The following is a 15,011-nucleotide window of genomic DNA, read 5'->3' on the forward strand; positions in this document are numbered from 1 at the left end:
CAGCGCGCCGCAGACCGGCGTTTGCGGCAAGGACTGATCAGCCGAATACCCTTTTTCCGCAGGTGACCCTGTCTGCCATGGCCATCGTCGTCAGCTGCGCGTTGACGCGGATGCAGCTGGGCATCACGCTCGCGTCGGTGACCAGCACATTGGTAACCCCGTGAACGCGCTGGTCGAGATCGACCACGCCCTTGCGCGGATCGCTGTTGATTCCGTTGCCGCCATGCGGATGGCTGGAGGATAGCACCACATCGTCGGGTTCCTCGATATGCTCCTCGAAGAACCGGTCGATCTCCGCATCGCTCATCCCGCGGGAGAGCGTCTCGCCATGGAGCAAGGCGGGATAGACTTCCTCGGCGCCGCCGCGGAAATGCACCTTGGTGAGCGTCGCCAGCGCGCGGCGGAGCACGGCGAGATCGCTCTGCTCGAGCTCGAAGGCGAGCTTGCCCTTCCGGATCGTGCCGCGCCGATCCGCCGGGAACAGCACGCCCGCCGAAGCGAGGCGGTTATAGTTCAGCATCCGGCGGAAATGCTCGTCGAACCAGCCGGGAACCAGCGAGGCCATGCTCATCGGCGGCTGGAAATGGCTCTCGATCAGGAAATCGGCGCGGTCGACAAAGGTCGCCATCTGGTCCTCGTCCCAGGCGTTGACCGGACCCTGCATCAGCGCGGGGACCGGGCAGGCGATGTTGAGCGAGATGTCGCGCCCGGTGCCCTCGATGCCGCTCGCCGACAGGATGTTGCTTGACGCGATCGTGCCCGCCGCGACCACCACGCCCTTGGTCACGCGGATCGTCTTTGCGCGGCCATCTGGCAGCACCACCTGCACCGATGAGGCTATCCTGCGCCCCTGATCGTCGCGCCCGGACCAGCCGATGTGCGACACGGCGGCATGCGCCAGAATGCGCGCCTTGCGCGGGGCGTGCAGCGTCGCGTGACGCAGGAAGCTTTCGGGCATCGCCTTCTTGCGACCATAAGGGCAGCCGGTGTTGCAATAGCCGCACGACACGCAGGCATTGGGTTCGTGCTTCTGTCCCCAGTTCTTGCGGAACCAGCCGGTGACCGCGCGCGTGTCGAGCGGGTCATGCGAGCCTGCAGCATAGGCATCCCATCCGGCGAGCAGCCGCGTGCCGTTGTTGCGCCCCAGCCGCCGGTCGATCTCGTGCACGCCGAGCCGCGTCTCGACCCGGCAATAGGCGGCTTCGAGCGCCTGCTCGTCCACTGGCGCGCCGATGCTGCGCCAGTGCGCGAGCACGTCATGCGCGTCCGGATGCGTTTCGCCCTCGCGCGCCAGGCGTAGGCAGATGCCGTTGTTGACCACGGTCGATCCGCCGACGGTGCGTCCCTGAAATACGATGATATCGCGGTTGTGCGTCGTTTGGATCGCACCGTCCTTGAACAGCGTGGACGACATGTGCGCCTCGTTGGGCGTCATCCGCGCGCTGGGCAGATACGGCCCGGCCTCGACGACCAGCACCTCATAACCCTGATCGGCAAGGTTCGATGCGGCAACCGCTCCGCCAGCACCCGATCCGATCACCACCACCTCGACGCTGTCGGGAATCGCATCCTCGCCGACGAACACCGTATAGGGCAGATCGTTGCCGGTATATTCGGCGATTTCGGGATCATCGGGCGTGCCAGCGCGGCTGCGGTGACGGGGCAGGGTAAAGCCGATCGCGTTGAACACCGGGTTGGCGCGATTGGCATCCTCGGCCGCAGCGTCGGAGATATTCGCGTCGTCCTGATCTATCCAGTGCCCGTAATAGCCTGCATAGACGATGCCCCGGATGCGGGCCATGTCCTGGAAAATGTCGATGCGGCTGTATTTCAGCCGCCGCTCGATCCGCCAGATGCGAAAGCTGCGCGGCGCGAAATGCCAGATCGGACCGCCCAGCACGAGCCAGGTACCGATGACCGAAAGTGCCATTTCCCTTGGCTTGTCGCCTTCCATGTTGCCGAACACGCGCTGCAGGTTTTCGACGACCTGGGCAGGGGTGATCGCCATCTTTGACGGCTCGACCAGCATGGTTTCCGCCAGCCGCTTCCAGATTGCGGACTCGAACGGATTGAACGGCTTTCTCATCATGTTTCGCGAATCCCCCCTGCACCCGAAGAATAGGGTAGCAGAGGATCGGCGAATTGTAAGAATCCGCAGATTATGCCGCGTTAATGATCCGATTCACTCCATCGCGCAGACTTGCGCGTCCAGGCTGCCCTCCGACACCTGCAGCCGGTTGAAGGAGGGGCGGGTGGCGCGAACCCGCTCGGACAGCGTGCCTGCGCCGATCAGTCGGATCTCGCCCGCAGGTGTCTCGACGCTCAGGTCGAACGGGTCATGGACGTGACCGGAGAGCACTGCATTGGCGCCCGCCCCGCGGATCGCCTCCAGCGCGGTGCGTCCACCCCTTGTGCGACCGCTGGACTGGGTCTCCGCCTCGATCAGCGGGTGGTGCGTCAGCACGATCCGCAGCCTGGTGGCATGGTCGGCATCCTGCAGCGCCAGCAACGCTTCATGCAGCGCGCGCTTGCCCACCCGGCCCTTGGACCAGTTGAGCCGCAGCTGCGCGCGCGCGGTGGTCCGCAGCGAAACCAGATGGACATTGTCGAGCATCACGCCTTCATGCAACTGTTCCTGTAGCCGCATGACCCGGCCATAGGGCCGCCAGATGCGGCGCACCGGATTGAAATAGGGCAGATCGTGGTTGCCCGGCTCGATCAGCACCGGCCGGCCAAGCGCTGACAGCCATGTCTGGGCGGCAGCGAATTCGGCCGACCGCGCTCGCATGGTCAGGTCGCCGGTGATGATGACGGCATCGGGCTGCTGCCGGGACACTTCCTGCGCGAACCACGCGAGCGCCGCGCTGTCTTCCGCACCGAAATGAAGGTCGCTGGCGTGGAACAGCAGCGTCATGGCGCAGCCGACGGGCGGGTTTCGACAAAATGGTGCGGCGCCCGGGCGAGGCGCAGCACGTCACCCGGCACCGCTTTGGCTTGTTCCCCATCGATAAGCAGTCCGATCTCGTCCGCCTCGCTCACCAGCGTTGCGGTGGATGCGCTGCCCAGATCGACGCGCGGGCCGTCGCGGAAGTCGCCGTTCAGCCAGGCGCCCGCGTGGCTCAGCACCTCACCGATGGTCGATGCGGTGAAGCCGCATAAGGCCATGCTGTCATCGCGCGGGGCCGCAAAGATGGCGGGGAAGCGGTCATCATGGCCCTTTATCCCCACCTGCGGCCCGGCCAGGCTGTCGCTGATCGCGGCGGGAATGGCCTCCAGCACCAATTCTGACAAGCGGGCATGGCGCGCATTTTCGCGCACCTGCGCCAGGCTGGTGGTCGGCCCCGCAATCACGCCGACATAAGCGGTGCTCTCGCCGATCTCGACCGTGTTCAGCTGGACCGTCCGGCGGTTTCTTGCCGCCTCGCCGATGATCGACTGGCACGACTGCTCCCCGTGCAATGCGCGCGCGAGCAGGTTCATCGTGCCACCAGGCAGGATCAGAACAGCGCCATCCCAGCCCGATGCCGTTTTCAGGGCGCTGTTGGTGGTGCCGTCGCCTGCATAGATGGCGAGCAGATCGACACCATTGGCCACCAGCTTGCCGGGGTCGGGCAAGTCCTCATCAGGGCAGCGGACGATGCAATCCACGGGCTGGTCGCTTTGCGCGAACCAGGTGACGATATCGGCGATCACGGCTGCGTCATAGCTGCCGCTCGCTTCGTTGACGATAAGCCAGGTCTTGGTCATGCGCGGCCTACGCGCCAGCGCGGATTTGGTTCTTGATCCATGTCGGTTTTGCAGGGCCTCTATTCCCTGCTGACAGGTGCGCAGACCCCTGCTAATCGCGCGGCATGACCGACCTCAAGCACATCCGCAATTTCTCCATCATCGCGCATATCGACCATGGCAAATCGACGCTTGCCGACCGGCTGATCCAATGGACCGGCGGTCTTTCCGAGCGCGAGATGTCTGCGCAGGTGCTCGACAACATGGATATCGAGAAAGAGCGCGGCATCACCATCAAGGCGCAGACGGTGCGGTTGAACTACACGGCCAAGGACGGCCAGCTCTATGAGCTGAACCTGATGGACACGCCGGGCCATGTCGACTTCGCCTATGAGGTCTCGCGCTCGCTTGCAGCGTGCGAGGGCGCGCTGCTCGTCGTCGATGCGGCGCAGGGCGTGGAGGCGCAGACGCTGGCGAACGTCTATCAGTCGATCGAGCATGACCACGAGATCCTGCCGGTGATCAACAAGATCGATCTTCCCGCCGCCGAGCCGGAAAAGGTGAAGAAGGAGATCGAGGACATTATCGGCCTCGACGCTTCCGAAGCGGTGCTCGCGAGCGCCAAGTCGGGCATCGGCATCGAGGAGATTCTCGAACAGATTGTCCAGAAAATCCCCGCGCCCAAGGGCGACCGCGATGCGCCGCTCGAGGCGATGCTGGTCGACAGCTGGTACGACCCGTATCTGGGCGTCGTCATCCTGGTGCGCGTCGTCAACGGCGTGATCAAGAAGGGCCAGAATATCAAGTTCATGGCCGGCGGCACCGAGCATCTGGTCGACCGGGTCGGCTGCATGCGGCCCAAGATCGAGAACCTGCCCGAGCTGGCAGCGGGCGAGATCGGCTTCATCACCGCGCAGATCAAGGATATCAGCCAGACCCGCGTCGGCGATACCATCACCACGGTCAAGAACCCCGCGCCCGCGCCGCTGCCCGGCTTCAAGGAAGTGCAGCCGGTGGTGTTCTGCGGGCTGTTCCCGGTCGATGCCAATGACTTCGACAAGCTGCGCGACAGCATTTCAAAGCTGCGGCTCAACGATGCCTCGTTCAGCTTCGAGATGGAATCGAGCGCCGCGCTGGGCTTCGGCTTCCGCTGCGGGTTCCTGGGCCTGCTGCACCTCGAGATCATTCAGGAGCGGCTGACGCGCGAATACGATCTCGACCTCATCACCACCGCGCCTTCGGTCGTGTACAAGATCAAACTGACCCACGGGAACGGCGAGATCGAGCTGCACAACCCGGCCGACATGCCCGATCCGACCAAGATCGACGAGATCCAGGAGCCGTGGATCGAGGCGGTGATCTATTGCCCCGACGAATATCTCGGCAGCATCCTCAAGCTCTGCCAGGATAGGCGCGGGTTGCAGAAAAATCTCACCTATGTCGGCGGCCGTGCGCAGGTGACCTATGAGCTGCCGCTCAACGAGGTGGTGTTCGATTTCTACGACCGCCTGAAGTCGATCAGCCGAGGGTATGCCAGCTTCGACTATCATCAGATCGGCTATCGCGAGGGCGATCTCGTCAAGATGTCGATCATGGTCAATGCCGAGCCGGTCGATGCGCTGAGCATGATCGTCCACCGTGGCAGCGCGGAATCGCGCGGACGCGGCATGTGCGAGCGGCTGAAGGACCTGATCCCGCGCCACCTGTTCAAGATCCCGATCCAGGCGGCGATCGGCGGCAAGGTGATCGCGCGCGAGACGATCGCCGCGATGCGCAAGGACGTCACCGCCAAATGCTATGGCGGCGACATCAGCCGCAAGAAAAAGCTGCTGGAAAAGCAGAAAGAGGGCAAGAAGCGGATGCGCGAATATGGTTCGGTCAGCATCCCGCAGGAAGCGTTCATCGCCGCGCTCAGAATGGGCGAGGAATGACCTGCGCCCGCGCCGATCGGCTGTGCTAGCCCTTCGGCGCGGCGGGCTGCATCTCGATTGCTGACGGATCGGTCGCTGCTGGCTGCGGGTAAGCAGGGGCTATCGCTTCGCCCGCTTCCTCGGCTGGCGAGATCCGCATCGGCATGGCCAGGGCGATACCATAGCTGATGATCAGCGTCGCCAGGATCGACCACATTGCGACACCTGCCAGGCCGATCAGCTGTGCCATCAGCTGGCCGATCATGCCGCTTCCTTCGCCATAGCCTACGCCGCCGAAGCTCTCGCTGATGAATATCGCGACGAGCAGGGCGCCTGTCAGGCCGCCGATGCCGTGGAGGGCGAAGGCGTGGTTGCTGTCGTCGATCGCCAGCGTCTCGGTGACGAAGCGCAGGCCGAAATAGCCCGCCGGTGCGGCGATCAGGCCGATCAGGATGGCAGCTCCCGGCGATACCAGGCCCGAGGCGGACGCAATCGCGGCCATTCCGGTGATGAGCCCGTTGACCAGGCCCATCGCGGTAACAGTTCGGGTGCGCAGTTTCTCGATCAGCAGCCAGGTAAGGCCGCTGACACAGGCGGCGACATGCGCGTTGATGATCGCGCTGCTGGCATCGTCGGTCGCCGCCAGCGTCCAGCCGCCGGTGAGTGCGAAATTGCCTGCAAACAGCAGCATGCCACCGGCCAGTACCATGATCGGGCTGTGCGTTGCGGCCGCGGCGCCTGGCCAGCCGGTGCGGCGGCCGATGACCACGGCGGCGACCAGCGCCGAAACCCCTGCGCAGAAATGCAGCGCGATGCCGCCGGCATAATCGAGCACGCCAAAGCCGTAGAGCCAGCCGCCGCCCCAGATCCAGTGCGCGACCGGCGCATAGACGATCAGGCTCCACAGTCCGCCAAAGGCCAGCGCCCAGCCGAAGCGGGCCCGGCCCGCCCAGGCCCCGGCGACAACCATCGCCGCGAGCATGGCCCCTGCGATCTGGAAGAGAACAAACGCGCTTTCAGGCACGGCAGTGCCGAAGCGGACATTGCCGAGCGCAATCAGCATCCAGGCATTGCCGCCGCCAATGATGCCACCGCCGGGGTCGCCAAAAGCTAGGGTATAGCCGACCATGACCCAGAGGAGCGACACCAGCGCAGTGATCGCGCCGCCCTGCAGGAACACGCCCTGCGCGGCGCGCGCGGTGCCGCGCCCAGCCTGTATCAGCAACAAGCCCGGCAGCGCGAACAGCATCACCAGCGCGCCGCAAATCAGCATGAAGGCAGTATCGCCTGAGTTGGAAATGTCGAGCGTCGACGGATCGACCAAGGCGGGGGCTGCCCATGCAGGCGCAGCCATGGCGGCGGTTGCCAGGATGAAAACGCGCACCAGCCTTGCGATCATGCTCTCGACTTTCCCAAATCCCACCTGTCCACAAATGGGACAGCGTATCTGCCGCCTCATGCCGCAGTTTGGCAAATAATCGATTAACGCGCGCCCGTTTCTGCGGCGAACGGAGGGTTTACATCCAGCCTTCCAGAACCTGATCCGGCGGCCTGTGGCCGTCGAACCAGAAGCGGATATTGGCGATTACCTTGTGCCCGGCAACCTCGCGCCCTTCGAACGTGGCGCTGCCGACATGCGGCAGCAGCACGACATTCTTCAGCGCGAGCAGCCGCGCATCGACTTGTGGCTCACGCGGATAGACGTCGAGCCCGGCCCCTGCGATCCGGCTTGCTTCGAGAGCCTCGATCAGTGCCGCCTCGTCGACCAGTTCGCCGCGCGCGCTGTTGATGAGATAGGCGCTCGATTTCATCAGGCCGATACGCCGCGCGTCGATGATGCCACGCGTTTCCGGGCTGCGCGGGCAGTGCAGGGTGATGATGTCGGACCCAGCGATCAACGCGTCGAGATCGGGCTCGAACGTCGCGCCGAGCATCTGTTCGAGGCTTTCGGGCAGGCGGCGGCGATTGTGATAGACGATGTTGAGGCCGAAACCGCGCGCGCGATGTGCGACTGCCTGACCGATGCGCCCCATGCCGACAATGCCCAGCTGCTTGCCGCCGATGCGGTGGCCGAGCATACCGGAAGGGCTCCAGCCTTCCCACTGGCCCGATCGCACCAGCTTCTCGCCCTCGGCAAGGCGGCGCGGGACCGAGAGGATCAGCGCCATGGTCATGTCGGCGGTGTCGTCGGTGAACACGCCCGGGGTGTTGGTGATGATGATGCCCCTGGCGCGCGCGGCCTTGAGGTCGATATGGTCGACGCCCGCGCCGAAATTGGCGAGCAGCTTCAGCCGGTCGCCCGCGCCTGCGATCAGTTCCGCATCAAGCACGTCGGTCACGGTGGGCACCAGCACATCGCAATCCGCCATCGCCGCTGCGAGTTCGTCGCGGGTAAAGGCATGGTCGTCGACGTTGAGCGTGACGTCGAACAGTTCGGCCATGCGTGCTTCGACAGCGGGGGCGAGCTTTCGCGTGACGATCACGCGCGGGCGGCTGCCCGGTTCGTGCGGCGGTTGAGACGGCCTGGATGCGGGGCTGGATGGCATATCTGTGCTATGCCTCAACCGCCTCAAAGGTCAAGCTGCGGCACTTGCTTGGCAACGGTTTTTTGGCTTAAGCGAATGTTTACAAGGGATCGTCGGACGCGATGCTATATTTATGCCGACGGGGGATGTTCGATGCAGGTTAAAGGCTTTTCAGGACTGGTATTGATGGGGATGGGCGTCCTGTCCCTGCTGGCCGGGCATGACGCGGCCCGCGCCCAGGCAGAGGTGAAGACGCCCTATTGGGCATCAATCCAGAAGGATGAAGCCTTTGCGCGCGCCGGACCGATGGCGACCTATCAGATCGAGTGGGTTTTCCGGCGCAAGCATTTGCCGGTCAAGGTGATCAAGCGCTATGGCGTCTGGCGGCAGATCGTCGATCCTTCGGGCTGGAGCGGGTGGATGCATGCCAACATGCTCAGCCGCAAGCGCACCGCGATCGTGACCGGCCTGGTCATCGCAATCCGGGCCGAACCTCAGGACGCCGCCAGGCTGATGTGGCGCGCCGAGCCAGGGGTGGTCGGCGAGCTTGGCGACTGCGAGAAGGGCTGGTGCGAATTCGCGGTCGACAAGCGCGCAGGATGGGTCCGGCAGGACCAGATCTGGGGCGCGGGCGAACCCTGACGCCGTTTTCGCTTCGGCACAAATGGGCCCGCCCACCGTTCTTGGGGGAACGATGGGCGGACTTGCTTCCTACTGGCGAAAGGACAGTTACCAGTAGAAATTCGGGATCACGCGAACCACGCGGCCTGTGCGGGTGTTGACCAGCAGCATGTCGTTATAGTGCCGCACCCAGGTCTGGCGAACGCCGGGGTTCGGCAGGCGGTAATTGCGATAATTGTTCACCACATAGCGCTGGCCGTAATAGTTGGGCGCGATGCGGACGCCAGGGCGGAACTGCTGATAGCGGAAGTTCGACCGGAAGGCGGGGCCGCGGAATGCCTGGCGGTTGCGGGCACGGTAGTCGCGATAGTCGCGCAGGTCCTCGCGATATTCGCGACGGGCATCGCGCACGTCACGGCGCTGGTCACGAAGGTCGCGCTGCTCTTCGCGCACGTCGCGGCGGTCACCAAAGCGGCGGGCTTCCTGCAGATCGCGGCGATCGCGCTGCAGTTCGCGCTGCTCCTGGCGCAGCTCGCGTTCGGAACGGTTCACCTCGCCGCGCGACTGGGCAAAGGCGGGGGCGGTCGCGACCGGAAGCGTCGTGGCCAGCATCAGGGTGCCGATCAGGGCTTTCGAAATGGTCTTCATGGTTCTTACTCCTGTCATGGCCTGGGCAGTGGGGGCTGCTCTGGACATGTTCAGGAATACTCTTGTCTAGCTGAACGGGTTGCGAATATGCCGCTCATTTTCAGGAAATGTTGTCGCAAGGTGTAACGGGGGATGGGCTGGCCAACGCCCCCGGTTTCCCCTTACCCGTCATCCTGAACTTGGTTCAGGATCCATTCTGCCCCAACAGCCGAAGCCGCGTGGTGAGAAAATGGGCCCTGAAACAAGTTCAGGGTGACGGCAGAGGCTGGGATCGAGGTCGGCGATCAGTCCCCCGCCTTGCCCTTCGGCAGCAGATCCGCAGGATCGTTCGCCACGATGCTCAGGACCGTCGCCCAGGCTGCGACATTCTGTTGCAATTTTTTCGGGTCGATCTTGTCGAGCGTGTCGTCCGGCGTGTGGTGCAGGTCGAAATAGTCGGTGCCGTCCTGCTGCAGGTCGATGGCGTTGACGCCCAAGGCCACGGTCGGGCCGACATCAGGGCCGCCGCCTGCGGGCTGGTTGCTGCGCCCGATGCCGAGCGGGGCGAGCGCATTGGCGATGCGCGTTTTCAGATCGTCGGTGCCGTCGGGCAATTTGAAATCGACCTGCCAGATGCGGTCCGCGCCGAAATCCGATTCCATCGCCAGCGCGTGGCCCGCCGCGCCATGCTTCTTCGCATAGGCGATGCCGCCGAACAGGCCGACTTCCTCTGCTCCGAACCAGACGACGCGGATGGTGCGCTTGGGCGTTCCTGCATCCATGATCAGCTTGGCCGCTGCCGCGCTGATCGCGACGCCCGCGCCGTCATCGATCGCGCCGGTGCCCAGATCCCAGCTGTCGAGATGCCCGCCGACCAGGATCATGCCCGCATTGGGGTCACTGCCCGGTACCTCGGCGATGACATTGCCCGATTGCGTGGTGCCGATCTGGCGCGGGGTGAGCACCAGCTTCATTTTCACTGCCTCCCCCTTTTTCGCCGCGCGCGCGATCATCCGTTCGAGATTTTCGGCATCAGGGATCGAGATCGCCGCCGCCGGGATCGGTGTGACGCCTTCGGGGAAATTGGTGCCGCCGGTATGCGGGTTGCGGTGATAATCGGTGCCGACCGAGCGGATGACGATCGCCGCTGCACCCTTTTGAGCGGCGAGGCTGGGGCCTGCGCGCCGCACGCCGCCGAACTGGCCATAGCTCGCGCCATTCTGTGTCCGCGTCATCTTGTGGCTGACGAACGCGATCTTGCCCCTGAGGCTCCCCGCCGGTGCGGCCTGCAGATCCGCCAGCGTGCGGAAATAGACGACCTCCGCCTCCAGCCCGGTGTCGCCGGTGCTCGCGGAATTGCCGAGCGCGCTGATATGCATCTTGCCAGTGAACGGCCCGGTAATCTCCGCCGTCTCGATGCCGCGCACCCAGGTCTTCATGTCGAACGGCTCGATGCGCACGTTGCTGAATCCCATGGCCTTCAAGCGCTCGACCGCCCAGGCGCGCGCCGCCGCCTCGCGCTCGGTGCCGGCCAGACGCGGGCCGATCTCGGTCGTCAGGTCCTCGACGATGCCATAGGCGGTATCGTCGCCCAGCGCCTTTTGCTGGATCGCAGCGGGATCATGCTGAGCGAGAAGCGGGAAGGGCAGGGCGAGGGCGGCGAGAGCCAGCAGGGTGCGTTTCGTCATGGTCGCATGGCTTAACCACCGCACTCCGCTTTGCCAATGCCGTCTTGCCGCAAAGCGCGCTCGCCGCTAAGGCGCGGGGCAAATCTTTCATACCCGCATAAAGGCGTACTCCCGCATGGCTGCTCAATATTCCTTCGTGATGAAGGGTCTGACCAAGACCTTTCCCGGCGCGAACAAGCCGGTGCTCAACGGCATCCACCTGCAATTCTATCCCGATGCCAAGATCGGCATTGTCGGCCCCAACGGATCGGGCAAGTCGACTCTGATGAAGGTGATGGCCGGGATCGACAAGGATTTCACCGGCGAAGCCTGGCCGGGCGAGGGGATCACCGTCGGCTATCTGGCGCAGGAGCCCGAGCTCGATCCCAACAAGACCGTCAAGCAGAACGTGATGGACGGCGTGCGCCCCGTCGCCGATCTGGTCGAGCGTTTCGACGAGATCAGCGCGCTGATGGCCGATCCGCCGGCAGACGCCGATTTCGACGCGCTGATGGAGGAAATGGGCACGCTGCAGGAAAAGATCGACGCGGTCGATGGGTGGACGCTCGACAACCAGCTCGAGATCGCGATGGAAGCGCTGCGCTGCCCGCCGGGCGATGCCGATGTCACCAACCTGTCGGGCGGTGAACGCCGCCGCGTCGCGCTCTGCCGTCTGCTGCTCGAAAAGCCCAGCATCCTGCTGCTCGACGAACCGACCAACCACCTGGACGCGGAAAGCGTCGCCTGGCTCGAAAAGCACCTGGTCGATTATCCGGGCAACGTCATCCTCGTCACCCACGATCGCTATTTCCTCGACAATGTGGTGAACTGGATCCTCGAACTCGATCGCGGCAAGTATTTCGTCTACGAAGGCAATTACTCGACCTATCTCGACAAGAAGGCCAAGCGCCTCGAGCAGGAAGCGCGCGAGGACGAGGGACGCCAGAAGGCGATCAAGGACGAGCTCGACTGGATCCGGCAGAGCCCCAAGGCGCGCCAGACCAAGTCCAAGGCGCGTATCCGCGCGTTCGACGAGCTGGTCGAGGCGCAGGAAAACCGCGCCCCCGGCAAGGCGCAGATCGTCATCCAGACGCCCGAACGCCTGGGCGGCAAGGTGATCGAGGCGCACGGCCTGTCCAAGGCCTATGGCGACAAGCTGTTGTTCGAGGACCTGTCGTTCACGCTGCCGCCGGGCGGGATCGTCGGCGTTATCGGGCCGAACGGCGCGGGCAAGTCGACCTTGTTCAAGCTGATCACTGGCAAGGAACAGCCCGACAGCGGCACGATCGCGATCGGCGACACGGTAAAGCTCGGCTATGTCGACCAGAGCCGCGATGACCTCGATCCCAACAAGAACGTATGGGAAGAGGTGTCCGACGGGCTCGATTTCTTCAAGCTCGGCAAGCACGACGTGCCCACCCGCGCCTATGTTGGCGCGTTCAACTTCAAGGGCCAGGACCAGCAGAAGAAGGTCGGCCAGCTCTCGGGCGGTGAACGCAACCGCGTGCACATGGCCAAGATGCTGAAAGAGGGCGGCAACGTGCTGCTGCTCGACGAACCGACCAACGATCTCGACGTCGAAACGCTGCGCGCGCTCGAAGAGGCGCTGGAGAGCTTTGCCGGTTGCGCCGTGGTCATCAGCCACGACCGCTTCTTCCTCGATCGCCTCTGCACGCACATCCTGGCGTTCGAGGGCAACAGCCATGTCGAATGGTTCGAAGGCAATTTCGAAAGCTACGAGGAAGACAAGCGCCGTCGTCTCGGTGACGAGGCCGACCGCCCGACCCGGATGAGCTACAAGAAGCTCACGCGCTGATAATGGTGCCACCCTGAAAGCCCTCCCCCTTCGATGGGGGAGGATGGGGTGGGGGTGACCGCGTCGGGTAGTGCCGCCAATCAATCTATGCACTGACAGCACTGCTTCAGGGCGATGCCCGCTTCTGGAGGAAGCCTCGCTCTGCGTGAATGTCTGAGATTGGTTGGGAAGCTGCCACTTAATCAACGCAAAGAAAGTGGCTGGCTATCCTTCCGCGTCGGACTTCGGCGAAGCAGCCAAAGGTGAGGTTTGAAGCTTCACAAGTCCCACCAACTTTGTTTCCGACAGAAGGTGGCCGATCACCGTCCCAGTCGTCCACGATGCAGCGCCCGTCGCATTCGGAACTGTCTTTACATCTCTTCCCACCGTCGCTTGTGGGGACAACGCAAGCAGGCGAGCCAGTCAATCCCACCGGCTGCATTGAACCTCCCGAGGCTTCGCATTGTTCGGCCGGAGGAACCTGCAAAGTTGAGGGCGACGGATCACGAGTTTGGCAGCTAGCCAAGAGCAAAAAAAGAGAAGCCGCCCACAGGGTTGTGAAGGGTCGCATCGGGTCAGCGATACCGCTTTCGCAAACCGGCAGCAACGGGGTCGTTTGCAGAACGGCAGGCTTTTTCTTCCACGGTTCCAAAGCCGCCCCACGCCCGCTCAGCCTGAGCCTGTCGAAGGCCCCGCTATTTGGCCAGCGTGGGCGCGGGTCCTTCGACTTCGCGGGCTGAAGCCCGCGGCTCAGAGCCTGCCCTGAACTTGTTTCAGGGACGAGCGGGGGTGGGGCGGGTGGCGAAAGGCTGTCGACAGACTTGAACTGCCCCGGGCGTGCAGAGGTGGCGTACACCACCTCCCTTCGTCATCCTGAACTCGTTTCAGGATCCATCGTGCCCCAGCCGCCGAAGCTGCGTGTGGAGAAATGGACCCTGAAACAAGTTCAGGGTGACGGGTGTTTTCTCAGCGGGGGTGGTGCGTTGCGCCAAAAAAAACCGCGCGAACCCTCCGGATCGCGCGGCTTTTGCAACTGTTGTCCCAGCCAGATCAGGCGTCGAAATCGCCGCCCATGCTGCTGGTGCGGGCCGGGGCCGAGGCGGTGAGGCGGAGCGCCTCTGCCGACAGGCTGAGCGAGCCGATTTCGTCGGCATCGTCGTCGTCGTCGACCTGGACCTTCTGCATCGACTGGGTCAGGCTTTCCTTGAGGTCTTCAGGGAAAATCGTCTCGTCGGCAATTTCGCGCAGCGCTACGACCGGGTTCTTGTCGCGGTCGCGGTCGATGGTCAGTTCGGCACCGCCGCTGATCTCGCGCGCGCGCTGCGCGGCGAGCAGAACCAGGTCGAACCGGTTGGTGACCTTGTCGATGCAATCTTCAACGGTAACGCGCGCCATGAACGGGCTCCAGACTCTGTGCGAATATGAGGGAAAGGCGGCCCCTAGCGGCTACGGGCCGCAGAGTCAATGATAGGTCAGCTGCTGCTCGCTCTCGCCGCCCGCCTTCCAGCCCCAGAACAGGTAGCAGGGGGGCACGTTCCAGCTTTCGAAGCCGCGATCGACACGGTCGAAATAGGGGCGGATCAGCTGGTTGGTGAAGCGGGTGAACTGATAGACCAGGAAGGCACCGCCGGGGCGCAGCGCGCGATAGGTGCCTTGCGCGATCGCATCGGCAACGCCATCGGGCAGGGTGGAAAGCGGCAGGCCCGAGAGCACGTAATCGGCATGGTCGAAGCCATGCGCGGCGATGATCGCCTCGACGTCCGCTGCCGATCCGTGGACCGCGACGAAGCGGCTGTCGGGAATGGTCTTGCGCAGATAGCGGATGAAATCCGGGTTGGTGTCGATCGCGATATAGGTCGCGTTGCGCGGCAGACGGTCGAGCACCGCGCGGCAGAAGGTGCCGACGCCGGGGCCATATTCGACGAACAGCTGCACGTTCTGCCAGTCCACCGGGCCCAGCATCTTGCGGATGGTGCGGTCGGAGGAGGGGACGATCGAGCCCACCATGCGCGGGTGCTTGAAGAATTCCCTCGCAAACACGCCCCAAGCCCCGAAAACCCGCTCTGCGCGTGCTTTTAGCCGCTGCCGCAAGGGCAGCTGGGCCAGGTCCGTCGAATGCATGCAAAACCCCTCGAAATGG

At 64.0% G+C, this 15,011-nt stretch carries 12 protein-coding genes; 3 read left to right on the plus strand and 9 right to left on the minus strand.

The window, feature by feature from the left end; translation table 11 throughout:
* Positions 1 to 37 precede the first annotated feature (37 nt).
* The 3 genes from C7451_RS12000 to C7451_RS12010 form a co-directional block, all read right to left on the minus strand.
* Complete coding sequence (locus C7451_RS12000; RefSeq protein ID WP_110299195.1) at positions 38 to 2,089, minus strand: GMC family oxidoreductase N-terminal domain-containing protein; 2,052 nt, start codon at positions 2,087 to 2,089, stop codon at positions 38 to 40.
* 93 nt (positions 2,090 to 2,182) lie between these two features.
* Positions 2,183 to 2,914: a metallophosphoesterase family protein gene (locus C7451_RS12005; RefSeq protein WP_110299197.1), complete on the minus strand. Its 732-nt coding sequence runs from the start codon at positions 2,912 to 2,914 to the stop codon at positions 2,183 to 2,185.
* On the minus strand, positions 2,911 to 3,747 hold the full coding sequence (locus tag C7451_RS12010; protein WP_110299198.1) for a diacylglycerol/lipid kinase family protein: 837 nt from the start codon (positions 3,745 to 3,747) through the stop codon (positions 2,911 to 2,913). Before C7451_RS12010 ends, C7451_RS12005 begins: the two co-directional genes overlap by 4 nt.
* A 104-nt stretch (positions 3,748 to 3,851) precedes the next feature.
* On the opposite strand from C7451_RS12010, the gene lepA reads away from it, so the two are divergent.
* Positions 3,852 to 5,657: a translation elongation factor 4 gene (gene lepA, locus C7451_RS12015; protein WP_110299200.1), complete on the plus strand. Its 1,806-nt coding sequence runs from the start codon at positions 3,852 to 3,854 to the stop codon at positions 5,655 to 5,657.
* A gap of 25 nt (positions 5,658 to 5,682) precedes the next feature.
* Here lepA and C7451_RS12020 read toward each other — a convergent pair whose 3' ends face one another.
* Positions 5,683 to 7,035 (minus strand): ammonium transporter, encoded by a 1,353-nt coding sequence (locus C7451_RS12020; RefSeq protein WP_110299201.1) that lies wholly within the window; start codon positions 7,033 to 7,035, stop codon positions 5,683 to 5,685.
* 118 nt (positions 7,036 to 7,153) lie between these two features.
* On the minus strand, positions 7,154 to 8,182 hold the full coding sequence (locus C7451_RS12025) for a 2-hydroxyacid dehydrogenase (RefSeq protein ID WP_110299202.1): 1,029 nt from the start codon (positions 8,180 to 8,182) through the stop codon (positions 7,154 to 7,156).
* Between the two features lie 165 nt (positions 8,183 to 8,347).
* On the opposite strand from C7451_RS12025, the gene C7451_RS12030 reads away from it, so the two are divergent.
* Positions 8,348 to 8,803 carry an SH3 domain-containing protein gene (locus C7451_RS12030; RefSeq protein ID WP_244181849.1) on the plus strand — a complete coding sequence of 152 codons (456 nt, stop codon included), beginning with the start codon at positions 8,348 to 8,350 and terminating at the stop codon, positions 8,801 to 8,803.
* Between the two features lie 87 nt (positions 8,804 to 8,890).
* Here C7451_RS12030 and C7451_RS12035 read toward each other — a convergent pair whose 3' ends face one another.
* Positions 8,891 to 9,430 carry an RcnB family protein gene (locus tag C7451_RS12035; RefSeq protein WP_244181851.1) on the minus strand — a complete coding sequence of 180 codons (540 nt, stop codon included), beginning with the start codon at positions 9,428 to 9,430 and terminating at the stop codon, positions 8,891 to 8,893.
* Positions 9,431 to 9,714: 284 nt separating this feature from the next.
* Positions 9,715 to 11,097, minus strand: coding sequence for a M20/M25/M40 family metallo-hydrolase (locus C7451_RS12040; RefSeq protein WP_110299204.1), 1,383 nt, complete (start codon positions 11,095 to 11,097; stop codon positions 9,715 to 9,717).
* 115 nt (positions 11,098 to 11,212) lie between these two features.
* Here C7451_RS12040 and ettA point away from each other — a divergent pair, with 115 nt between their 5' ends.
* Positions 11,213 to 12,892: an energy-dependent translational throttle protein EttA gene (gene ettA, locus C7451_RS12045; protein ID WP_110299205.1), complete on the plus strand. Its 1,680-nt coding sequence runs from the start codon at positions 11,213 to 11,215 to the stop codon at positions 12,890 to 12,892.
* Between the two features lie 1,029 nt (positions 12,893 to 13,921).
* Here the strand turns inward: ettA and rpoZ are convergent.
* Entirely contained in the window at positions 13,922 to 14,266 is a 345-nt protein-coding gene (rpoZ, locus tag C7451_RS12050) for a DNA-directed RNA polymerase subunit omega (protein WP_110299207.1), read from the minus strand.
* A 66-nt stretch (positions 14,267 to 14,332) separates the two neighbouring features.
* On the minus strand, positions 14,333 to 14,992 hold the full coding sequence (locus tag C7451_RS12055; RefSeq protein ID WP_110299208.1) for a class I SAM-dependent methyltransferase: 660 nt from the start codon (positions 14,990 to 14,992) through the stop codon (positions 14,333 to 14,335).
* Positions 14,993 to 15,011 lie beyond the last annotated feature (19 nt).

The sequence above is a fragment of the Blastomonas natatoria genome (assembly GCF_003201955.1).
Lineage (GTDB): Bacteria > Pseudomonadota > Alphaproteobacteria > Sphingomonadales > Sphingomonadaceae > Blastomonas > Blastomonas natatoria.